This is a genomic window from Pseudomonas sp. ef1, from assembly GCF_007293365.2.
GTDB lineage: Bacteria > Pseudomonadota > Gammaproteobacteria > Pseudomonadales > Pseudomonadaceae > Aquipseudomonas > Aquipseudomonas siliginis.
This window is the reverse complement of the sequence record NZ_CM129815.1, coordinates 3,657,619-3,680,647: the sequence shown is the minus strand read 5'-3', so window position 1 is coordinate 3,680,647 and position 23,029 is coordinate 3,657,619. Positions and strand designations below refer to the sequence as shown.

The 23,029-nt window shown below is 57.7% G+C and carries 16 protein-coding genes; 11 read left to right on the top strand and 5 right to left on the bottom strand.

The window, feature by feature from the left end:
- Nucleotides 1-31: 31 nt before the first annotated feature.
- From uvrC to FEE99_RS16620, 3 genes are all read right to left on the bottom strand, one after another.
- Nucleotides 32-1,855, bottom strand: a complete 1,824-nt coding sequence (uvrC, locus tag FEE99_RS16630) for an excinuclease ABC subunit UvrC (protein ID WP_041478737.1) — start codon at nucleotides 1,853-1,855, stop codon at nucleotides 32-34.
- A gap of 2 nt (nucleotides 1,856-1,857) precedes the next feature.
- Complete coding sequence (gene gacA, locus FEE99_RS16625; RefSeq protein ID WP_024012761.1) at nucleotides 1,858-2,499, bottom strand: response regulator transcription factor GacA; 642 nt, start codon at nucleotides 2,497-2,499, stop codon at nucleotides 1,858-1,860.
- A 127-nt stretch (nucleotides 2,500-2,626) separates the two neighbouring features.
- Nucleotides 2,627-3,070 (bottom strand): GNAT family N-acetyltransferase, encoded by a 444-nt coding sequence (locus FEE99_RS16620; RefSeq protein ID WP_041478736.1) that lies wholly within the window; start codon nucleotides 3,068-3,070, stop codon nucleotides 2,627-2,629.
- A gap of 605 nt (nucleotides 3,071-3,675) precedes the next feature.
- On the opposite strand from FEE99_RS16620, the gene FEE99_RS16615 reads away from it, so the two are divergent.
- Nucleotides 3,676-4,749, top strand: a complete 1,074-nt coding sequence (locus FEE99_RS16615; RefSeq protein WP_041478735.1) for a 3-deoxy-7-phosphoheptulonate synthase — start codon at nucleotides 3,676-3,678, stop codon at nucleotides 4,747-4,749.
- 54 nt (nucleotides 4,750-4,803) lie between these two features.
- Here FEE99_RS16615 and FEE99_RS16610 read toward each other — a convergent pair whose 3' ends face one another.
- On the bottom strand, nucleotides 4,804-5,883 hold the full coding sequence (locus FEE99_RS16610; RefSeq protein WP_041478734.1) for a hypothetical protein: 1,080 nt from the start codon (nucleotides 5,881-5,883) through the stop codon (nucleotides 4,804-4,806).
- Between the two features lie 334 nt (nucleotides 5,884-6,217).
- Between FEE99_RS16610 and FEE99_RS16605 the strand changes: the two genes are divergently transcribed.
- The 10 genes from FEE99_RS16605 (at nucleotide 6,218) to FEE99_RS16560 (ending at nucleotide 19,248) form a co-directional block, all read left to right on the top strand.
- A complete protein-coding gene (locus FEE99_RS16605; protein WP_041478797.1) occupies nucleotides 6,218-7,087 on the top strand; it encodes an esterase/lipase family protein in 870 nt (289 codons plus the stop codon).
- 95 nt (nucleotides 7,088-7,182) lie between these two features.
- Entirely contained in the window at nucleotides 7,183-7,464 is a 282-nt protein-coding gene (locus FEE99_RS16600; protein ID WP_041478733.1) for a peptidylprolyl isomerase, read from the top strand.
- A gap of 131 nt (nucleotides 7,465-7,595) precedes the next feature.
- Nucleotides 7,596-9,464, top strand: a complete 1,869-nt coding sequence (locus FEE99_RS16595) for an extracellular solute-binding protein (RefSeq protein ID WP_041478732.1) — start codon at nucleotides 7,596-7,598, stop codon at nucleotides 9,462-9,464.
- On the top strand, nucleotides 9,464-10,525 hold the full coding sequence (locus FEE99_RS16590; RefSeq protein WP_041478731.1) for a microcin C ABC transporter permease YejB: 1,062 nt from the start codon (nucleotides 9,464-9,466) through the stop codon (nucleotides 10,523-10,525). The genes FEE99_RS16595 and FEE99_RS16590 overlap by 1 nt, the downstream gene beginning before the upstream one ends.
- Nucleotides 10,525-11,547 carry an ABC transporter permease gene (locus FEE99_RS16585; protein WP_041478730.1) on the top strand — a complete coding sequence of 341 codons (1,023 nt, stop codon included), beginning with the start codon at nucleotides 10,525-10,527 and terminating at the stop codon, nucleotides 11,545-11,547. Before FEE99_RS16590 ends, FEE99_RS16585 begins: the two co-directional genes overlap by 1 nt.
- A gap of 9 nt (nucleotides 11,548-11,556) precedes the next feature.
- Nucleotides 11,557-13,131 carry an ABC transporter ATP-binding protein gene (locus FEE99_RS16580; protein ID WP_041478728.1) on the top strand — a complete coding sequence of 525 codons (1,575 nt, stop codon included), beginning with the start codon at nucleotides 11,557-11,559 and terminating at the stop codon, nucleotides 13,129-13,131.
- Between the two features lie 132 nt (nucleotides 13,132-13,263).
- A complete protein-coding gene (locus tag FEE99_RS16575; RefSeq protein WP_041478726.1) occupies nucleotides 13,264-14,679 on the top strand; it encodes a sigma-54 interaction domain-containing protein in 1,416 nt (471 codons plus the stop codon).
- 272 nt (nucleotides 14,680-14,951) lie between these two features.
- The gene (locus FEE99_RS16570) at nucleotides 14,952-16,343 is read left to right on the top strand and encodes a GntP family permease (protein WP_041478724.1); all 1,392 of its coding nucleotides are present in this window, start codon (nucleotides 14,952-14,954) and stop codon (nucleotides 16,341-16,343) included.
- 7 nt (nucleotides 16,344-16,350) lie between these two features.
- Nucleotides 16,351-17,124 (top strand): 3-hydroxybutyrate dehydrogenase, encoded by a 774-nt coding sequence (gene hbdH, locus FEE99_RS16565; protein WP_041478722.1) that lies wholly within the window; start codon nucleotides 16,351-16,353, stop codon nucleotides 17,122-17,124.
- Nucleotides 17,125-17,274: 150 nt separating this feature from the next.
- Nucleotides 17,275-19,248 carry an acetoacetate--CoA ligase gene (locus tag FEE99_RS16560; protein WP_041478721.1) on the top strand — a complete coding sequence of 658 codons (1,974 nt, stop codon included), beginning with the start codon at nucleotides 17,275-17,277 and terminating at the stop codon, nucleotides 19,246-19,248.
- A gap of 18 nt (nucleotides 19,249-19,266) precedes the next feature.
- Here FEE99_RS16560 and FEE99_RS16555 read toward each other — a convergent pair whose 3' ends face one another.
- Entirely contained in the window at nucleotides 19,267-22,956 is a 3,690-nt protein-coding gene (locus tag FEE99_RS16555) for a hypothetical protein (RefSeq protein ID WP_143979038.1), read from the bottom strand.
- Between the last annotated feature and the right edge of the window lie 73 nt (nucleotides 22,957-23,029).

Sequence of the window (23,029 nt, the reverse complement as noted above, 5' to 3'; positions counted from 1 at the left end):
GGCACAACTGGCTACGAGGTGAAGGGGCATTCTACTCACTATGCAGGTTCGCATAAATCGACTCAGCGAGCTTTTTACTGATCCCCGGGGCTTTGGCGATCTCTTCGATGCTTGCACGAGACAGCTCCTGCAATCCACCAAAATGTTTCAATAGGTCACGGCGGCGCGTCGGCCCTACCCCTGCGACACCCTCAAGCGTCGAGGTTCGGCGGGTCTTGCCGCGACGGGCGCGATGCCCCGTAATTGCAAAGCGGTGTGCCTCATCGCGGATCTGCTGAATCAGGTGCAACGCGGGCGAATCGCCGCGCAAGGTGAACTCGTGCGCTGCATCATTCAGATACAACGTTTCGAAACCGGCCTTGCGCGTGGCGCCTTTGGCGACGCCCAACAGGATCAGATCCGGCACGGCCAGTTCGTTGAGCACATCGCGGGCCATCGACAATTGGCCCTTGCCACCGTCAACCAGCAGGATGTCCGGCAACTTGCCCTCTCCGTCCTTGAGTTTGCTGAACCTGCGGGTCAGCGCCTGGTGCATGGCCGCATAATCGTCGCCGGCAGTGACGCCTTCGATGTTGTAGCGGCGGTAATCCGACTTGATCGCGCCTTCCGGCCCGAACACCACGCAGGAGGCAACCGTCGCTTCGCCGCTGGAATGACTGATGTCGTAGCATTCCAAACGTTGCGGCGGCTCATCCAGATTCAGCACTTCGGCCAGCGCGTCGAATCGCGCGGCGGTGTGCTGACGGTTGGCCAGACGCGCGCCCAACGCTTGCTCAGCGTTGGTCACGGCCAGTTGCTGCCAGCGCGCACGGGTACCGCGCACCCGGTGACTGATGGCCAATTCGCGGCCGCGCAAGGTATGAATCCCTTCGATCAGCGCTGGAAAATCTTCGTGAACCACATTCACGATCAGTTCGCTCGGCAAATCGCGCTCGGGGCTGCTGATGTAGTACTGGCCGAGAAACGCCGCCATGACTTCGGAAACGTTTTCCTCGATGCCGACCTGCGGGAAAAAATTCTTGCTGCCCAGCACTCGCCCGCCGCGCACGCTGATCAGGTGAACACAGGCGCCGCCGGGGTTGACGAATGCGGCAATCACGTCGATATCGCCGGTTCCGCCTTCCATGCTCTGCTGGTCCTGTACCCGGCGCAGCAATCCGATCTGGTCACGCAATTCGGCCGCGCGCTCGAACTCGAGATTGATCGCTGCCTCTTCCATCGCCGTGGACAGCTCGTTGGTCAGCGCATGGCTGCGACCTTCGAGGAACATCACCGAGTGGCGCACGTCTTCGGCGTAGACGTCAGGCTCGACCAACCCCACGCACGGCGCCTTGCAGCGTTTGATCTGGTATTGCAGGCACGGACGGGTGCGGTTCCTGTAATAGCTGTCTTCGCACTGGCGAACGAAAAAGGTTTTTTGCAGGATGCTCAGGCTTTCGCGTATGGCACCGGCACTCGGATATGGGCCGAAATACTTGCCCTTGGCCTTTTTTGCCCCTCGATGGATGCTCAGGCGCGGAAACTGCCCGTCGGAGAGAAACACGTACGGATAGGATTTATCGTCGCGCAGCAGGATGTTGTACGGCGGGCGCCACTCCTTGATCAGCGTCTGCTCCAGCAGCAGCGCTTCGGTTTCGTTGGCGGTGATGGTCGTCTCGACCTGAGCGATACGGCCGACCAGTGCGGCCGTCTTCGGCGCCAGCCCGGTCTTGCGAAAGTAGCTCGCCAGACGTTTCTTCAGGTTTTTCGCTTTGCCGACATAGAGCAGGCGCGCTTCGCTGTCGAACATGCGATAGACGCCGGGCCGACCGCTGACGGTCGACAGGAAAGCACTGGAATCAAATGTCTCGGTCATGGTCAGGCGCTGGCATCCACCATGCCGTGACGCACCGCGAGCAGTGTCAACTCGACGTCGCTGCTGATCGAAAGCTTCTCGAAAATGCGATAGCGGTAGGTATTCACGGTTTTCGGCGACAGGCACAACTTGTCGGAAATGATCTGGACCTTCTGGCAACCGACAATCATCAACGCAATCTGGATTTCCCGCTCGGACAACGCATCGAACGGCGAATCATTGGTGGGCTGGAATGATTTGATTGCCAACTGCTGAGCGATCTGCGGACTGATGTAACGCTGCCCGGCGAAGACCAGACGAATGGCCTGAACCATTTCCGGCAGACCCGCGCCCTTGGTCAGGTAACCGGCGGCGCCGGCCTGCAGCAAACGCGTCGGGAAAGGGTCTTCCTCGCACACCGTAACGGCAACCACCTTGATGTCCGGGTGGCTGCGCAGCAGTTTCCGTGTGGCTTCGAGGCCGCCGATGCCGGGCATCTTGACGTCCATGAGCACTACGTCAGGCTTCAACTCACGGGCCTTGATCAGGGACTCTTCACCTGACTCGGCCTGACCCACCACCTGCAGGCCGTCGATATCGGCCAGCATTCGTGTAATGCCTGTGCGAACGAGATCATGGTCGTCGACCACTAGCACCCTAATCAAGCAGACACCTCGCGATATGGTCTTATTGGGATGCCGGACACCTTAGCAAAAAGTGCCAGACAGACCTAGCGGAAAGCCGCATTTAAAAAGTTTCAATTCATCATTCAGGGCTTGCCGGCCGTGGGTTTCAGAGCACAGCTGTACTCAAATCGAGTTGCATCCTGAGGAAACACTCATCCCTGCCCACCATGCGCAGTCCTTTGCGCGCATACAGTTCTTGTGCCGGGTTATTGTCAAACACTGTCAGTCGCAGTGCCGGTCGTCTTGCCTGACGAGCCATTTCGGTAACTTGACCAATGGCCCAGGAACCGGCGCCCTGCCCTTGCCAGAGATGATCAATCTGCAATTCGCGTATGTACAGCGCCCGCGCATCCTGGCTCAGACTGAAAAAACCGATCGCCAGTTCATCCTGGAGGATCATCCAGTTGTCACGATACTGCCAGCCTGCGTCGAACGCCTCGTCCTGCCACAACAGGTCGTGGTCAATGTAATAGCGCAGCATGTTGCGACAGGTCAGATCCCGCGCAAAAGCAAGATCATCACGGGTGGCATGCCGGATTCGATAACTCATTCAGCTTTCTCCATGACTGCAAAGTTGCCCTTCACCCGCATGGTTTGCCAGTGATAGGCGTTTCGAGCGGCGGGCAATAGCATTTTCTGATTGCTGACGCGTATCAGCGTCGAGTAAGCTCGGCGCATTCATCGGAGACAGACCATGTTCAACGCCCCTTCACAGTCTTGCATCGCCAGCGCGTCGCGCTCGATAGCGGCTGCCCGGGTGAACGACGCCTGCGCTCCAGACAACTTTTATTTTGGGTATTGGTTTAGCCACTGGCGCGCCTGATACCCAAACGGCGCCCATGATAACGGGTCGCCTACCAGAGATTTCTCAACCCCCGGTCGGCCTCCCGACCGGGGGTTTTGTTTTTTCAGGCCCATCACTTTCAGCGACACACCACATTTCGAGGATTACACCATGAACTACGCCACTTATTACCGTTACGACAGCTTTAGCGCCTGGCGATTTACCAGCCTCCGCTCGGGACAGCCTGCCGCCTCCGATCGGTCACCCACAGGTGGCAAACACACATGCCTAGCCAGTACGGCCATTTGTCGAACACCCCAGTAGGGCCGATTGCGCGGGAAAGACCCGCCATCCGCCCAGGAAGACCGAACATGAACTCTTCAGTTTCCGCTTTGCCGCTGTCCACAATCGATTCTGCCAACGAAGCGCTGACCCTGCGTCTGCCCAGCTCGTTGCAGCTCAAACAGCAATTGCCGCTCAGCCATTCCCTGCATCAACAGGTCAACACTCATCGCCAGGCGGTGCGCGCCATCCTTGACGGTGAAGACCCACGCCTGCTGGTCATCGTTGGCCCCTGCTCTATCCATGACCCGCAATCAGCGATTGAGTACGCCAGCAAACTTGCTCGACTGGCCGAGGAAGTCAGCGGTGAAATGCTGCTGGTGATGCGGGCGTACGTTGAAAAGCCGCGTACGACAGTTGGCTGGAAAGGTCTGGCCTACGATCCGCATTTGGACGGCACTGACGACATGGCTACCGGCCTGACGCTGTCGCGCGAACTGATGCTGGAAATGATCCAGCTTGGACTACCGGTCGCTACCGAACTCCTGCAACCCATGGCCGCCAGCTACTTTGATGACCTGCTGAGCTGGGTGGCCATTGGAGCCCGCACCACCGAGTCGCAGATCCACCGCGAAATGGCCAGTGGCTTGAACATGCCCGTGGGCTTAAAGAACGGCACCGACGGCGGCGCCGCCATTGCTGTCGACGCCATGCGCTCGGCAGCCCATCCGCATCGGCACTTCGGCGTGGACAGCCAAGGGCATCCAGCGATCGTGCAGACAGCCGGCAACGCTGACACCCACATTGTGCTGCGCGGTGGCCATCAAGGGCCGAACTACGATGCAACCAGCGTAGCCAACATCAGCGCCGAACTCAGCCGACTGAAGATCCCCAGCCGGATCATGGTCGATTGCAGCCATGCCAATAGCGGCAAGGATCCCCTGCGCCAGCCAGCCGTCTTCAACGAGGTGCTTGAACAACGCCTGCGTGGCAACCACTCGCTGATCGGCGCGATGCTGGAATCTCATCTGTTCGAAGGCTGCCAGCCGCTGAGCACCTCTCTACGCTACGGCGTATCGATCACCGATGGCTGCCTCGGCTTTGACGCAACGGAACATTTGCTGACCGACGCCGCACGGCGCCTCGCTAACGCCAGGGCCTGATCGCAGATCGCCCTCCCATTCCATACGAAGCGCGGAGGGCTGACCTTCCCCAGGTTATGCCACTATGCTGATCCGCCTCACGGCAGATTGCTGACTGGTATCGTCCAGACGTTCGATGGTGTAGGCAATCTCCACCGTCGTGCCGTGGTGCTCGCGCCAGAACCGATGGGGAACAATGAAACTCACCGGTTGCCCGGCCGTCTCCCGAGTGATTTCAAGATCATCGCGATGACTGAAAAAATCACCATCGCACTTGAGATAGACCAACTCGTCTTCCTGCACCTGCGGGTCTTCAATCAGAATGGAAACCCCCTCTATCGAGTCCTTCACCGACAGCACATCATCGATCGCCCCAACAATATCCGGCGCGGCCAGTTCAGCACGCAATGCCGGCCCAATGAAAACCGTCGCAGGCTCCGAGGTTCGGATGGCTCCACAGCATTGTTCAACACGGTAGGCGACCACCACCTCGCCACCACGATGCGCTTCGACGTAGCTGGCCGGCACCCAGAACGACAGGCTTTGCGCGACGGCGCAGGCCTCGACCTTCAACGAGTCGGTGAATATTTCAGGCGAAGCATCTCCATGCCACGACAGCATGATCCGGTCGCCCGCTGACATCCGAGCGTAAGGCTGCAGGGTCACCAGGGTGCCTTCGACCACTCGCGACGGCTCCAGCGCTCCGTTTACAGCGCCTTCTATTTGGGGCGCCAACAGATGCGGTCCAACGTCCCCGACAGACAGTTGCAGGCGAGCAGATTCCACTGCCTTGGGCGCGGACGCACTTTGCAGTGTCCAGTAAACCTCCAGCGAGCCCCCGTCCAGCGCAGCGACATGCATCGCCTTGATGACGAAGATGACGTCTTTGCCAACCTGGACCTGGCTGATGAATCGAACACTCTCGTATTGATAGGCAAAGCCTTCGATATCCAGCCCCTCCCAAGACAGCACGATCTGATCGCCGCAGCTCATGTTGGCATAAGGGGAAATGCGAACGATGGCCTTGGCCAGCGAAGGATCCAACACGCTCCCTTGGAGCCCGTCAATCGTTGGCGCGACCAGAGGTTCGATAGACACTTCGGCAACCATCGGCTGGCGCATCCGCCAGCAAAACTCGATTTCATGGCTATTCATTTTCGCTTCCACTCCCTGGAAAACGTGCCGCCCCGAATGACGACACTGACATCTACATTGAGGACCTCTTTGAACGTTCCGGATGTCAGCCGAATCCACCGCGACAACGGCGTAACCGCTACTCGCAAAGTAGGCAACATCAGAGGTCACGCGGTTATGCCGACAAACGACCCATTGAACTTCCGATTCGGATTTCACAGCTCTCCGAAATTTCGTACGCCTCGTAGTCCATTTTCAAACGCAATGTGAAGCCTCTTCGTACTTCTTCAACGGGATGAGTGTTTTAGAGTGGCCCGGTGATTTCCCGATGAACTTCTACGAAAAAGGTAAGAACATGCAACGGAATGCTACAACTCGTTATCCCATCCTGTTGGTCCACGGTCTGTTCGGGTTCGAGCGTATCGGTCATTGCGAGCTGTTCCATGACGTCAAGTCCGTGCTGAAAACGGCCGGCTGTCGATTGTTTGTTCCACACCTTTCGGCCACCCACGACAATGAAATGAGGGGCGAGCAACTGCTGTCACAGATTGCTTGCGTGCTGCGAGGCACAGGCGCGAAGAAAGTCAACCTAATAGGACACAGTCAAGGCGCACTCGCTGCACGCTATGCGGCGGCGCTTGCACCAGGCGTCGTTGCTTCGGTCACCTCCGTCAGTGGCCCGAACCATGGCTCGGAGCTCGCCGACTTCCTGCGCAGGGCACTGATTCCAGGCAAGCTTCCCGAAGCCGTCGCACAGAACGTGGCGACACAATTTGCCGACTTGCTGTCACTACTGAGCGGCAGCGTGACATTGCCGCAGAATGCGTTAGCCGCACTCAACGCATTGACCACGGTCGGCGTCGGTCAATTCAATGACAAATTTCCCCAGGGACTGCCGCAAACCTGGGGCGGGCATGGTCCTGAGCAAGTCAACGGCGTGCGCTACTACTCGTGGAGCGGGGTTGTTGCGCAATCCACGTTGCCAGTGCTGGATCCGGTTCAAGCAACCTGCCGGGTCCTGTCGCAATATTTCACCACCGAACCCCAGCAGAATGATGGTTTTGTCGGACGCTTCAGTAGCCATCTCGGCCAAGTGATCCGCTCCGATTACCCAATGGATCATTTGGCCAGCCTGCGGCGGAGCGCGGGCACAAAAGCGCCCTCGCCGGATCCGATCGACCTGTACGTCGAACATGCCCAGCGTCTGCAAGCGGCGGATCTATGAATCGGGCAAGGAACGCAGAATGGAACTTTGCCGAGAATTCGCCGACTGATTCCGGTACGCTCCACCTTTTATTGAAACAGTTCGGAGAATTCCCCATGGCCAAAGCCACTGCCCGCCACATCCTGGTTTCCAGCGAAGACAAGTGCAACGAACTCAAGGCTCAGATCGAAGCCGGCGCCGATTTTGCTGAAGTCGCCAAAGCCAACTCCACCTGCCCGTCCAGCCGTCAGGGCGGCGATCTGGGCTCGTTCGGTCCAGGCCAGATGGTCAAGGAATTCGACACCGTGGTATTCAGCGCGCCGATCAACGTCGTGCAAGGCCCGGTAAAAACCCAGTTCGGTTATCACCTGCTGGAAGTCACCAGCCGTCAGGACTGATTCGTCGTCCGATTGCTGACAACGGCCCGCCTTCTGGTGGGCCGTTGTGTTTCAGTTACACATACGGCTGGCGAGTGGCGCGCGGCTCGCGTACAACTTGCGCTTATCGATTTTGCGTTCCAAGGCTGACGATGCGACTGGTTTTTCCCACACTGATGCTCACCGCCCTCGCCTTTCTCATTGGCGCCGCTGGCGTGAACGCTGCCCCGCAACACGCACTGACCGTTTACGGCGAACCGGCCAAATACCCCGCCGGTTTCAGCCATTTCGACTACACCAATCCGCAAGCGCCGAAGGGCGGGACGATGCGGCGCTCGGCCATCGAAATCGGCCACTTCGACCATTTGCTGCCTTATATCGACAAAGGCATCGGCGTGACGCAGATCGACGGCCTGCTGTATTCGCCGCTGGCCCAGCGCTCGCTGGACGAGCCTTACACCGTCTATGGTCTGGTTGCGCAGAAGATGGAACGTTCGGACGATGGTCTTTCGCTACGTTTCTTCATCAACCCGAAGGCGCGCTTTGCCGATGGCAAACCGATCACTGCCGAAGACGTTCGCTACACCTACAACCTGCTGATGACCCAAGGCAGCCTGCGTTATCGCACCCAGTTTGCCGACGTCAAAGGCGTCGAAATCGAGGCACCGCTGACCGTGCGCTTCGACTTCAAAAGTAACGAAAACCGCACCCTGCCCCTGGATATCGCGACCCTGCCGGTGTTCCCCGAACACTGGTGGAAGAGTCGCGATTTCGCCAGCGGCGGTGGTTATGAACCGCCGCTGGGCAGTGGGCCGTACCGGGTTGGCAAGGTCGACTCCGGGCGCAGTATCACGTTCGAACGCAATGGCGACTGGTGGGGCAAGGACCTGCCGGTCAGCCGCGGCCTGTACAACTTCGACCATTTCAGCATCGAGTACTTCGGCGACACCGATGTCGCCCGCCAGGTGCTGCGTGGTGGCGCCTATGACTACAACCGCGAGTTTTCCGCGACCGGCTACTCGATCGGCTACGACAGCCCTGCCCTCAGCGATGGCCGTTTGCAGAAGGCCCACCTCGCCACTGAAGCGCCGCAATCGGCCCAGGGTTTCGTGTTCAACCTGCAAAAGCCGATGTTCCAGGACCGCCGCGTGCGCCAGGCACTGGCGATGCTCTGGGATTTCGAATGGAGCAACCGGCAGATGATGCGTAACGTCTATATCCGCCAGCAGAGTTACTTCTCCAACACCGACCTCGCCGCCCGACAGTTGCCCGACGCACAGGAACTGAAAATCCTTGAACCACTGCGCGATCAGATTCCCGAAGAAGTGTTCACCAAAGTCTTCGAAGCGCCGAAGACCGATGGCAGCGGCATCATCCGTGACAAGCAGTTGCAAGCCCTGCAACTGCTCGAACAGGCCGGCTGGAAACCGGATGGCGACCAGTTGGTCAACAGCGCCGGCGAACCGCTGAGCTTCACTTTTCTGGTCAGCCAGAACGGCATGGATCGCCTGCTGTTGCCTTACAAACGCACGCTGAAACAGATCGGCATCGAGCTCAATATCCGCCGCATCGACGCCTCGCAATACGTCAATCGCCTGATGAGTCGCGACTACGACATGATCGTCACCGGCTATCCCGTTACCACTTCTCCGGGCGGCGAGTTGCTCAACTACTTCGGCTCGGCAGCGGCCAACGACCCGGGCGCAAACAACTACATGGTGCTGAAAAATCCGGCAGTCGACACTTTGATCAACGGCCTGATCCGCGCCTCGACCCAATCGGACATGCTGCATTACGCCCATGCGCTGGACCGGGTACTGCAATGGAACTACTACTGGATTCCCAATTACTACCCGCCAGGCACCTCGACCGTCTGGTGGAACCGCTTCGGCATTCCCACGGTGCAGGCGAGCAACGACGAAGCCATCGAGAGCTGGTGGGAAATCAGCCGCACGCCGCTGACCAATCAGCAAATGACCGCCCAGAAAATCAGTCGCAGCAGACCCGGAGGGCCGCACTGATGTGGGGTTACATACTGCGGCGCCTGCTGCTGATCATTCCGACGCTGGTGATCATCCTGCTGGTCAATTTCGTGATCATTCAGGCCGCGCCCGGCGGACCGGTCGAACAAGCCATCGCCCACCTGCAAGGCATTGGCGGTGCCAGTGTCGGCGGCGGTGCCAGCGAGACCTCGAGCACTGCCTCGCGCGCCAGCCGTGGCCTCGATCCGCAGCTGATCAAGGACATCGAAAAGCAGTACGGCTTCGACAAACCGGCCCACGAGCGTCTGTGGCTGATGCTGAAGAATTACGCGCAACTGGACTTCGGCAAGAGCTTCTTCCGTGGAGCAACAGTCACCGACCTGATTCTGGAAAAGATGCCGGTGACCATTTCGCTCGGGCTGTGGGCGACGCTGATCACCTATCTGGTGTCGATCCCGCTGGGCATCCGCAAGGCTGTGCACCACGGCAGCCATTTCGATATCTGGAGCAGCACGGCGATCATCATCGGTTACGCCATGCCGGCGTTTCTGTTCGCGATGTTCCTGATCGTCGTATTCGCCGGAGGCACTTCGCTGAACTGGTTTCCGGTGCGCGGGCTGGTGTCGGACAACTTCGAATCGCTGTCGACACTGGGCAAGATCGCCGATTACTTCTGGCATCTGGTGCTCCCGGTCACGGCGCTGGTGATCGGTGGATTCGCGACGCTGACGATACTTACAAAAAACTCGTTCCTCAATGAAATCACCCGACAGTACGTAGTAACTGCCCGCGCCAAAGGCTTGAGCGAACGCCGCGTGCTGTACGGACACGTGTTTCGCAACGCCATGCTGTTGGTGGTCTCGGGGATACCTCAGGCGTTCATCAGTGTGTTCTTCGCCGGCTCACTGCTGATCGAAGTGATCTTCTCCCTCGATGGCCTTGGGCGCATGAGTTACGAAGCAGCGGTATCGCGGGATTATCCGGTGGTGTTCGGTTCACTGTTCATCTTCACCCTGTTCGGCCTGCTGATAAAACTGATCGGCGACCTGTGCTACACCCTGGTCGACCCGCGTATCGACTTCGCCGCGAGGAATGCCTGATGTTCAAGCTCTCGCCTTTGGGTCGTCGCCGTTTCGAACGTTTCAAGAAAAACCGTCGTGGCTGGTGGTCGCTGTGGCTGTTCATCGGCCTGTTCATCCTGACGCTGGGTGGCGAGTTGATCGCCAACGACAAACCGTTGATGGTCAGTTATCAGGGCCAGTGGTACTTCCCGGTGTTCAAGCGCCATACCGAACAGGAGTTCGGCGGGCAACTGCCGTTTCAGGCCGATTATCGCAGCGAGTACGTGCAGAATCTGATACGCAAGGACGGTGGCTGGTTGCTGTTCCCGCCGATTCCGTTCAGCGACGACACCCCCAACTATGATCTGAACAAACCGGCGCCAAGTCCGCCGACTTCGGTGAACTGGCTGGGCACCGACGATCAGGCGCGCGATGTGCTGGCGCGGGTCATCTTTGGTGCTCGGGTGTCGATTCTGTTTGCCCTGATGCTGACTTTTGTCAGTGCGCTGATCGGTATCGCCGCCGGCGCATTGCAGGGGTATTACGGTGGCTGGGTCGACCTGCTCGGACAACGCGTGCTGGAAGTCTGGTCGGGGCTGCCGGTGCTGTATCTGCTGATCATCCTCTCCGGGTTCGTCGAGCCGAATTTCTGGTGGCTGCTGGGGATCATGGCGCTGTTTTCATGGTTGGCGCTGGTGGACGTGGTGCGCGCCGAGTTCCTGCGCGGGCGCAATCTGGAATACGTCAAGGCAGCGCGTGCCCTGGGCCTGACTGACCGCAAGGTGATCTTCCGGCACATCCTGCCCAACGCAATGAACGCGACGCTCAGTTATCTGCCGTTCATTCTGACCGGGGCGATTTCAACGCTGACCGCGCTGGATTTTCTAGGCTTCGGCATGCCGGCCGGCAGTGCCTCGCTGGGCGAACTGATCGGTCAGGGCAAGCAGAACCTGCAAGCACCGTGGCTCGGGTTGACCGCGTTCTTTACCCTGGCGCTGATCCTCTCCTTGTTGGTATTCATCGGCGAAGCGCTACGTGACGCTTTTGACCCTCGATCCTGAAGCGTGACCATGACTGAAAACCTGATTGAAATCCGCAACCTCAATGTCGCCTTCCATGGTCAGACTGTGGTGCGTGACCTGTGCCTGGATATCCGCCCCGGTGAGTGCCTGGCTCTGGTGGGCGAATCGGGCTCGGGGAAATCGGTGACCGCGCATTCGATCCTGCAACTGCTGCCTGAGAGCGAGGCGCAAACCCGTGGCAGCATCCGCTATCGCGGGCAGGAGTTGCTCGGTGCTGATCCGAAGGTCTTGCGCGAGCTGCGCGGCAATCGCATCGCCATGATCTTTCAGGAACCGATGACTTCGCTCAATCCGCTGCACACCATCGAAAAGCAGATCGGCGAGACCCTGTTGCTGCACCGCGGCCTCGGCGGCAAGCAAGCGCAGCAGCGCATTCTCGAATTGCTCGGACTGGTCGGCATTCAAAAACCCAAGGAACGCCTGAAAGCCTATCCGCATCAACTCTCTGGTGGGCAACGGCAACGGGTGATGATCGCCATGGCCCTGGCCTGCGAACCGGAGTTGTTGATTGCCGACGAGCCGACAACGGCACTGGATGTCACCGTGCAGCGCAAGATTCTCTTGCTGCTCAAGTCCCTGCAACAGCGGCTAGGCATGTCGCTGCTGCTGATCAGTCACGATCTCAATCTGGTGCGCAGCATCGCGCAGCGGGTGTGTGTGATGAAGGCTGGCGAGATCGTCGAGCAGGCACCCTGCGAAACCCTGTTCACCGAACCCAAACACCCTTACAGCTGCGTGCTGTTGAACGCTGAGCCGGAAGGTGAAGCCCTGCCCCGTGACGAACGTGAAAATGTACTGGAAGTCGCTGACTTGCGCGTCAATTTCCAGGTCAGCGGCGGGCTGTTCAGGCGCAAGCAGTATCTGCGCGCTGTCGATGGCATCAGCCTGAATATCCAGCGCGGCAAGACCTTGGGCATTGTTGGCGAGTCCGGTTCGGGCAAGTCGACGCTGGGTCAGGCGATCCTGCGCTTGCTGGATTCCGAGGGCAGCATTCGCTTTCAGGGCGAAGCGCTGGACGGCCTCAATCAAAAGCAGCTGCGGCCGTGGCGGCGGCAGATGCAGGTGGTGTTTCAGGACCCGTTTGGCAGCCTGAGCCCGCGCATGTCGGTGGCACAGATCATCAGCGAAGGCCTCGAAGTGCATTTCGAGTCGACGGCCAATGAGTGCGATGAGCAAGTGATTCGCGTGCTCAGGGAAGTTGGCCTCGACCCCGAGAGCCGCCACCGTTATCCCCATGAGTTTTCCGGTGGCCAGCGCCAACGCATCGCCATTGCCCGGGCGTTGGTGCTCAAACCCGCGCTGATTTTGCTTGACGAACCGACCTCTGCGCTCGACCGCACCGTGCAGAAACAAGTGGTCGCCCTGCTCCGTGATCTGCAGGAGAAATACGGTTTGACCTACCTGTTCATCAGTCATGATCTGGCGGTGGTGCGCGCGTTGGCGCATGACATGATCGTGATCAAGGACGGTCAGGTGGTCGAGCGTGGTGCCAGTCACGACGTGTTTGACAACCCGCAGCATCCCTACACCAAAGAGCTGCTGGCGGCGGCGCATCCGGGGTAGGTATTTTCTGCTGATTCGCGGCGCGGCATTCGCGAGCAAGCTCGCTCCCACATTTGGAATGCAGGCCCCTGTGAGAGCGAGCCTGCTCGCGAAGGGATCGGTACCGGCAATAAACAATCAGGACCAGCCTCCATGAACACCACCGACAGCCTCAAGGACTACCAACGAGTCCGCACTCTGGCGATCCGTTCGCTGTTCGAGATCATCGAGCAATCCAGTGAGGGCACGGTGATTGTCGATCGCGATGCGAACATCGTCTGGATGAACGAACGCTATGCCCGGCGCTTTGGTCTCGAATCGGCGGCAGGCGCTATCGGCAAGCCTTGCGAAAGCGTGATCCCCGGGAGTTTGCTGCGCGAGGTGGTGCGCACCGGTCGGCCGATTCTGCTGGACATGCAGGACACGCCAAAGGAGCCGCTGGTGGTGATGCGCCTGCCGATCCACGACGATGCCGGCAGCGTGATCGGCGCCATCGGTTTTGCCCTGTTCGACGAGTTGCGCACGCTGTCGCCGATGCTCAAGCGTTACCTGAGCATGCAGGAAGAACTCGCCTCGACCCGCTCACTGCTGCGTGCGCGGCAGACCAAATACAACTTCGCCCATTTCATCGGTACCAGCGCCGCCAGCCTTGAAGTCAAACGACGTGCGCGACGAAGCGCCAGCGCTGATTCGCCCGTGTTGCTGCTGGGAGAAACCGGCACTGGCAAAGAGTTACTCGCACAAGCCATTCACAGCGCTTCGCCGCGCGCGCACAAAGCCTTCGTCAGCATCAACAGCGCGGCAATTCCCGAGGCGCTGCTGGAGGCCGAGTTCTTTGGCACGGCACCCGGCGCCTTTACCGGCGCCGACCGCAAGGGCCGCACCGGCAAACTGCAGATCGCTCAGGGTGGCACGCTGTTTCTCGACGAGATCGGCGATATGCCGCTACCGCTGCAAAGCAAACTGCTGCGCGTGTTGCAGGAAAAGGAGTTCGAGCCGGTCGGCTCCAATGAAGTGATTCAGAGCGATGTGCGGGTAATCGCCGCGACGTCGACGGATTTGCAGGCGGCGATCAAGCGCGGCGAATTTCGCGCCGATTTGTACTACCGCCTCAATGTGCTGCCGATCCAGGTGCCGCCGCTGCGCGAACGTCTCGACGATTTGCCGGCGCTGAGCGAGGCGATTCTCGAAGAGCTGCGCAGCCAGCATGAACTGCACCGCGACGCGCTGGCGTTGCTCGGCCAGCATGCCTGGCCAGGCAACATCCGTGAGTTGCGTAATGTGCTGGAGCGGGCGGCGTTGCTCAGTGATGATCTGATGCTGACCGAGCAGGATATTCGCGGCGCGATTGGCACGCTTACTCCGGTTGAGCGAACGTCCGAGCAAAGCACGCACGCATCGGCTCGGGAGACATTCGCGCAGGCGCGGGCGCGCTTTGATCGGCAGTTGATCGAATCTACCCTGGCGCAATGCGCGGGGAAAGTGCCGGAGGCTGCGGTTCGGCTGGGTCTGGGACGGTCGACGCTGTACAAGAAAATGGCTGCGCTGGGGATTGTCGAGTCTACATAAAGAGACACTGATCTCATATCTTGGATCGGCTTTTAAAGATCAACAGATCGCAGCCTTCGGCAGCTCCTACAGGGTAGATACGTATTTCCTTGTAGGAGCTGCCGAAGGTTGCGATCTTTTCGGTCTCACAAACGAGACAAATTCTTCAGCGCAATCCCACTCCCTCATGAAATATCTATAGATATCAACATGTTAGGTATTTGGCACAGTAATCGCTAACACCTCTCCACACCCGTTTCACCCACAAAAATAACAATCTGGAGAGACACACCATGAGTGTGATCATTGCCTTGGCAGCCCTGACGCTGCTGATGCTCGCCGCCTACCGTGGCTACAGCGTCATCCTCTTCGCCCCGATCGCTGCTCTCGGCGCGGTGCTGCTGACCGATCCGTCCGCCGTCGCCCCCGCGTTCACCGGGGTGTTCATGGACAAGATGGTCGGTTTCATCAAGCTCTATTTCCCGGTATTTCTGCTCGGCGCGGTGTTCGGCAAGCTCATCGAGCTGTCCGGTTTCTCGCGCTCGATCGTCGCCGCTGCGATTCGCCTGCTCGGCACCAGACAAGCAATGCTGGTGATCGTGCTGGTGTGCGCCCTGCTCACTTATGGCGGCGTGTCGTTGTTCGTCGTTGTCTTCGCTGTTTACCCGTTTGCAGCGGAGATGTTCCGCCAGAGCAATATCCCCAAGCGTTTGATTCCGGCAACCATTGCCCTCGGTGCATTCTCGTTCACCATGGACGCGCTGCCCGGCACGCCGCAGATCCAGAACATCATTCCCAGCACCTTCTTCAACACCACCGCATGGGCGGCGCCGTGGCTGGGGGTGATCGGCACGATTTTCGTGTTCTGCGCCGGCATGCTGTTTCTGCAGCGCCAACGCAACAAGGCGCAACGTGCCGGCGAAGGCTACGGCACTGAACTGCGCAACGAACCGGAAACTGCCGAAGACCTGAAGCTGCCCAACCCGTGGATTGCCCTGTCGCCATTGCTGGCCGTGGGCATCATGAACCTGCTGTTCACCCAGTGGATTCCGCAGTGGTATGGCAAGACCCACAGCCTCGCACTGCCGGGCATGGCCGCGCCGGTCACTACCGAAATCGCCAAGCTCACGGCGATCTGGGCGGTGCAGGCGGCGTTGCTGGTCGGCATCCTCATGGTGCTGGCGTTCGGCTTTAAGGCGATTAAAAGCAAGCTCGCCGAAGGCAGCAAAAGTGCGGTCAGCGGTGCGTTGCTCGCGGCCATGAACACCGCGTCTGAATACGGCTTTGGTGCGGTAATCGCTTCGCTGCCGGGCTTTCTGGTGCTGGCCGACTGGCTCAAGCAGATTCCCAATCCGTTGGTCAACGAAGCGATCACCGTGACGCTGCTCGCCGGCATCACCGGTTCGGCCTCGGGCGGCATGAGCATTGCGCTGGCGGCGATGTCCGAGCAGTTCATCAGTGCAGCACATGCGGCGAATATCCCGCTGGAAGTGCTGCACCGCGTGGCCGCGATGGCCAGTGGCGGCATGGACACCCTACCGCACAACGGCGCGGTGATCACCCTGCTGGCGGTGACCGGATTGACCCACCGCGAAGCCTACAAAGACATTTTCTGTATTACGCTGATCAAGACCCTCGCGGTTTTCGTGGTGATCGGCACTTTCTACGCCACTGGTATTGTGTGAGGTATTCATGACCACTCTTTCCGGCAAGACAGCTTTGGTGACCGGCTCCACCAGCGGTATCGGCCTGGGCATCGCGCTGACTCTCGCGAAAGCTGGCGCCAACCTGATTCTCAATGGCTTCGGCGATGCTTCGAAGGTGATCGCCGAAGTCGCTCAGTTCGGCGGCAAGGTCGGCCATCATCCCGCCGATGTCAGCGACCCGGCGCAGATTGCCGACATGGTCGCCTACGCCGAGCGCGAGTTTGGCGGCGTCGACATTCTGGTCAACAACGCTGGCATTCAGCACGTTGCGGCGGTAGAAGAGTTTCCGGTTGAGCGCTGGGATTCGATCATTGCGATCAACCTGTCATCGGTGTTCCACAGCTCCCGTTTGAGTCTGCCGGGCATGCGCCGCAAGAACTGGGGGCGCATCATCAATATCGCCTCGGTGCATGGCCAGGTCGGCTCCACCGGCAAAGCCGCGTACGTTGCCGCCAAGCATGGCGTGATCGGCCTGACCAAAGTGGTCGGGCTGGAAACCGCGACCAGCAATGTCACCTGCAATGCGATCTGTCCGGGCTGGGTGTTGACGCCGCTGGTGCAGAAGCAGATCGACGATCGCGCGGCCAAGGGGGTCGATCCGCAGCAGGCGCAGCATGATCTGCTGGCGGAAAAACAGCCCTCGCTGGAGTTTGTCACACCGCAGCATCTGGGTGAGCTGGTGCTGTTCTTGTGCAGCGAAGCCGGCAGCCAGGTGCGCGGCGCGGCGTGGAACATTGATGGTGGCTGGTTGGCGCAATAAACACCTGGCCATTGTGGGAGCGAGCCTGCTCGCGAATGCGGTTTATCAGACACAGTTCGGGATACTGAGACAACGCTTTCGCGAGCAGGCTCGCTCCCACAGGGAATGATCTCCCTGGCCTGTACGAATCCGATAAGAAGAGGCAAGCCCATGTCCGACATTCTCTGGCAACCCGACACCCAGCGTATCGCCGGTTCGCGTATGGATGCCTTCCGGCGCGATATCAATCAGCGGCATTCGCTCAAGCTCGACGGCTACCCTGCCCTGCACCAATGGAGCATCGATCAGCGCCCGGCGTTCTGGCAGGCGATCGTCGATTTCTTCGACATCCGCTTCCACACTCAGCCAGACGCCATCTTGCGTGAAGGTGCAGAAATGCCCAGCGCCGAGTGGTTCCCGGGCGCGACCCTGAACTTCGCCGAACACCTGTTGCGCCGCCGCGACGATGCCGTGGCCGTGATCGCAGTTGCAGAGAATGGTCAGCGCGAACAACTGACCTGGGCCGAGTTGGCCGAACAGGTCGCCGGGTTTCAGGCGAGCCTGCGCGCGGCGGGCGTTGGCCGGGGTGATCGCGTGGCGGCTTGCATGCCCAACACCTGGCAAACCCTGGTGGCGATGCTGGCCACTACCAGCCTCGGTGCGATCTGGTCCTGCTCGTCGCCCGACTTCGGCACCCACGGCGTGATCGATCGCTTTGGCCAGATCGAACCGAAAGTGCTGCTCACCTGTGCCGGTTATCAATACGCCGGAAAAACCCTGGATCAAACCGCCAAGCTCAACGAAATCCTGACACAGCTGCCGTCGCTGCAGCAGTTGATCATCGTCCCGTACGCCCGTCCGCAAGCGCGCATCGAGGATTACCAAACCCACGCTGATGTCTGCTTCTGGGAAGACTTCTATCAACCCGGCGGTGAACCGGATTTCACCCCGGTGCCGTTCAATCATCCGCTCTACGTGCTGTACTCCAGCGGCACCACTGGCGTGCCGAAATGCATCGTCCACAGCACCGGCGGCGTGCTGCTGCAACACGTCAAGGAACATGGTTTGCACTGCGACCTCAGTCCCGGTGACCGTTTGTTCTACTACACGACCTGCGGCTGGATGATGTGGAACTGGCTGGTCTCGGCACTCGCAGTGGGCAGCGCCGTGGTGCTCTACGACGGCTCGCCGTTCCACCCGGATCACCAGCGCCTGCTCGACCTGATCGACGATGAACGCATCAGCGTGTTTGGCACCAGTCCGAAATTCCTCGCGACGCTGGAAAGCAGCGGCGCCAGGCCACGGGAAAGCCATGATTTGAGCAGTTTGAAAACCCTGCTGTGCACAGGCTCGGCTTTGTCACCGCAAAGCTACGATTTCGTTTATCGCGACTTCAAAACCGAGGTGTGTCTGGCCTCGATGTCCGGTGGCACCGACATCGTTTCGTGCTTCGTCAATGGCAATCCGCTGTCAGCGGTACGGCGCGGGGAAATCATGGGCAAGAGCCTGGGCATGGCCGTCGAGGTGTGGAACGACGCTGGCCAGCCGGTGATCGGTGAGAAAGGTGAACTGGTCTGCACGCGGCACTTCCCGGCGATGCCGATCGGCTTGTGGAATGACCCCGACGGCTCAAAACTGCACCAGTCTTATTTCAGCCAGTTCCCCGGTGTATGGGCGCAGGGTGATTACGCCGAGCAATTGTCCGATGGCGCAATGATGATCCATGGCCGCTCGGATGCGGTGTTGAATCCGGGCGGCGTGCGCATCGGCACGGCGGAGATTTATCGGCAGGTCGAGAAAATCAGTGAAGTGCTGGACAGCGTCGCCATCGGTCAGCAATGGCAGGAGGATGTGCGCGTCGTGTTGTTCGTGCGTTTGCGCGACGGCGTCGAGCTGGATGAAGGGCTTGAACAGCGAATCCGCGAAGTGATCCGCGCCAATACCACACCCAGGCATGTTCCCGCACGCATCGTCGCAGTAACCGATATACCGCGCACCATCAGCGGCAAAGTCGTAGAGCTGGCGGTGCGCGATGTCGTGCATGGGAGGCCAGTGAAAAATACCGATGCACTGGCCAATCCCGAAGCGCTGGAGCAGTTTCGGGATCGGCGCGAACTGGCCATGACCGAAGTTATTCAACACTGAATTTCGTCTGGCGCAGCCTCAATTCAGCTGTATTACAACTTCACCGGTGAGGGGCTGATCTCCACTGGCTTCGATCGCTGCGCGCATGATGCTGAGATTCAGCGAAAACAACGCTTCGTTTGTTTTCAACAAACTGAGCAAGGCAATAACGAGCATCAGCGAGTCTGCATTGAGGAGCGCTTGAGCACTTTCGTGAAAACTGCCAGTGATAGGCTCAGATCGGGGCAAGCGTCCCTTTGCCAAGTTTAGTAAAGGCGCCACATCCAAACCGACCTTACCATCTCGGGTCGCCCCCTCGGCAGTGATCAGACTGGTCTTGGCGGGGTTGACCCGAATCATTTCGTGGATGAGGTCATCAGCGATTTCGCCGTAACCTGTCAGGCTGAATCGCTGGTTGAAGTTACGTGTATTGACCGTCATGTACTGAACACGCTTTTTATCTGTAGCTCCTGCGCTCTTCCATTTACTGTAATCGAATGGATTTACCTCAATGACGCCATCATCTAGTTTCAGACTATCCAACAGGAAATTACTGGCGGACGTTCCGCCGAAATCCAGCCTGATGGCGCTTAGCAGATTGGACAATTCGTCACGCGCCGCCGCGGTACTGCCAAAAAACAATCCAATCGCGGGGTCGGTTTTGAAATTCAGCGCCGGCGAGCCCAGCATTTCAATTGCGCTGTCTATTTTGAAACGGGCCAGTGGCAGACTGCGCTCGAGAATGTGAGCTGTAAAAACACCCGGAACCGGTTTCTGCAGTAATGGCAGACTAAACTTCTCTTGCAGGTCGAAATTGACGAGTCGTTTTCCCCACGGCTTACCTAGCCGATTGGCCGCGTACCACTCACTGCTTTTCTTGATGGCACAGACATTGAAAGAAGACGCGGTGCTTCCAAGCGGGCGCCACCTCCCGAAACCAACATCGGTAGCATTCGCCAGCTTGTGAAATTCCCGCGCCGTACCGGTCAGTCTGCTCATCTGGACAACGGCAGATTCCACAACCTTTGCGCCCGACGCGCCCAAATGCATGACGCTTTTGAACAATGCTTTCGACGCTTGGTATCCAGCAGTTGGCAATCCATCAATCGGATTGAAAGTCGAGACTGTCAGAGAAATGCCAAACCTGACGAGGCTGCCGATTTTTGCCGTCAACGAAACTGTTTTGGCTGCGATATGCAGAATTTTAGCCGGGGCACCCAGTACAGTGAAGAAAATACCGATAGCATCCATCGTGCACGCGTAAATTCCGTCAACCACCTGATTTCTATTTCCGGAAGCCAAGTCTTCGATACATTTCTTGAACGGGACACACAGGTCAATAATATACGTCAGCACCTCGTTATAAGTGTTCTCCGCACGCTCTTTATCAGTGTATTCGGTGAAGACTTCCCTGAAATCCTGGAGGCTGCCCAAAGGTCTGTTCTTCACAACAAATTGGGCAATATTTTCGATATGCTCATTTACGAAAAACTGATAATGATTCCGAACGACCCGCGACGCAGAAGTCGGAGCGATAACAGTGCCAAGTTTCTCTATAACCATAATCCCAGAGGCATTCGGCGACGGCTTTTTTCCGACAATATAGCTATCGAAATCAGTTGGAACGTTATGCGTGGGAGGCAAAGGGAAAAATGCATCATTGGGCTTCCCTGTATATTCAACCCTTCCAGGCATGTTCATTTTTTGGGTATAAATAATCAATTTGCCTAGCTCATCGTTTCTTCTGCACTCCCCCAGCAAGGTAAACATTTCATAGCATAAAGTCTGATTATTCCCGAAGGAAGCTATCATAATTACGCCGAACCGCCCCACCGCCTGGTCTCTCTTGAGCTGAACTTCGATATTTTTGGGTGGCTGATTACCCGCGCCGACCAAGTTATAGTTAGCCGATGATGGATAGTAAACCTCTGCAACCGAAGGACGTACAGTAAAAAACGTGATCTCGCTTGAGGCAAAGACATCTCGATCGGCTCGAGGCATTCCTGCTATCGCCAGCTTTATGTTTGAAGCCATCGCCTTATGAATATTGCAGTGATAGCTAACGAGTTCAGCTTCGAATGCTGGTTTGATGGCAGGCAAGGCCAAAAGCTGCGGATACTTATCGAAAATGCCGGGCTCTTTATTCCAATCCCATGTTCCGGACGTCAGCACCCCTTCGATATGAAGATCAAGCATCGACACTCTCATTGCAGAATAAGTCTCAGGACGCAAAAGAGGTTGTTCAATAACATCAAAATCAGCAACCGCCTGCTTCAATGCAGTCATCGCCAGTCGTTTCCGATTGGGCGGAGCCGCCCCAAATGCCTTGATTCCCAAAACAATATCATCCACGTGCGTTTTATACGCATTCAAAGCGTCTTGAGCTGCTGTAAGAGCAGACATGTTCAGCTGCTCATGAGTGATGACTTCATTCATCAATGCCCAGTCAATGATAGGGTCGATCGCAGTAATACCTTGCAGCTCCCCCAGTACCGGGCTGACCGTTTCCATGCTTGCAAACTTCATGACTTGTTCATATGTCATGAAGCGAGAGACGCCTCGACAATTGATCTCGATAAAGCTCACCGCCTGGCAAAACGTCACCCAGCCGATCGAGCCAGCGTAAAGCTCTTGGGGCAGATTTTTAACCAAGAGACAAGGCGCTACATGAGCCAGGAGCAGGTGGGAAGCGAGAGGAATAATCGAGTGCGAATGGCCCTTTGCTACAAGGTAAGCCTCAAAATTTTCACGTATGGCATATAACGGCCTATCAGCCATGGTGCTCGAATCGTATATATCAAAGGTTCCGATGCAGTTGCGCTTGCCAGTAACGCCTATGGATGAATCCAACTGCAAAATTATTGCGGTGAGCAATACCTGAGCTAGATCGTCACTACTGATTTCCTCGGAATCCTTCGCCCCCCACCAGTCCAGTGCAATGACGTATTCCTTGGCAATTTTCTGCGACGCTGGATGACGAACCAGCATTGCAACGACCTCGTTAGCGCTGTCCCAATTAACGGTAGTAGTGTTATACGGTCTGACGCTTCTGAAGATTGTGTTAAGTAGATTCTCATTCGCAGGGAAAAGTTTACTCGTCACCGCGCGAATCTCTGCACACTGCTGTGGTGTCAAGGTGATCGACGTATCATTTAGCCCAGTTATCTGCCCCCAGTAATTACCAAAATTATCTCCTTCAGGCCACTTCCACTCCAAAAAGCCAATCAAGCTTTCTAGTTTTTCTCTGTCATCCGGCACGTTGAACCCGTGAAAACGCAACCACTGCGACAACAGCACTGCGTTATCAAGGTGAACGAATCCACCAAGACCTGCTGCAATAGCGACTAACTTCTCGAACTTCTCATTCGCGTCGGGATTACTCTTGACGTTATCCGATACATCCATCCACCCTTCATGAGTAACGTATATGTGAATTTCACCCGAAGACGTAACCCTACTGTAGGTGCCAGAACCGAGTAAGCTCATCAGATCCTGAAGCATCTCGCTGGCCGGTTTTTGTAAACGTCCAAAAGAGGATTCAGGCGAGAGCCAGATAATCTTTTGGTCGTCGTTTGAAATATCCCGTGCAACGTCTTCCGGAGCTTCAACAAGAAATCTTTTCAACTGACCTAGAAGTGCCATTCGTTCTAATTCATCTGCGGCAGAACAACGCACATTATCGGCAGCGCTCAATTTGGAAAGAGCACCTGCACCACATCGATTTTTCATTTCATTGACCTGTTTATTTACATGGACTTGCTATCGAGATCGCAAATCTAATAAAAACAGGCGAAACCACAAC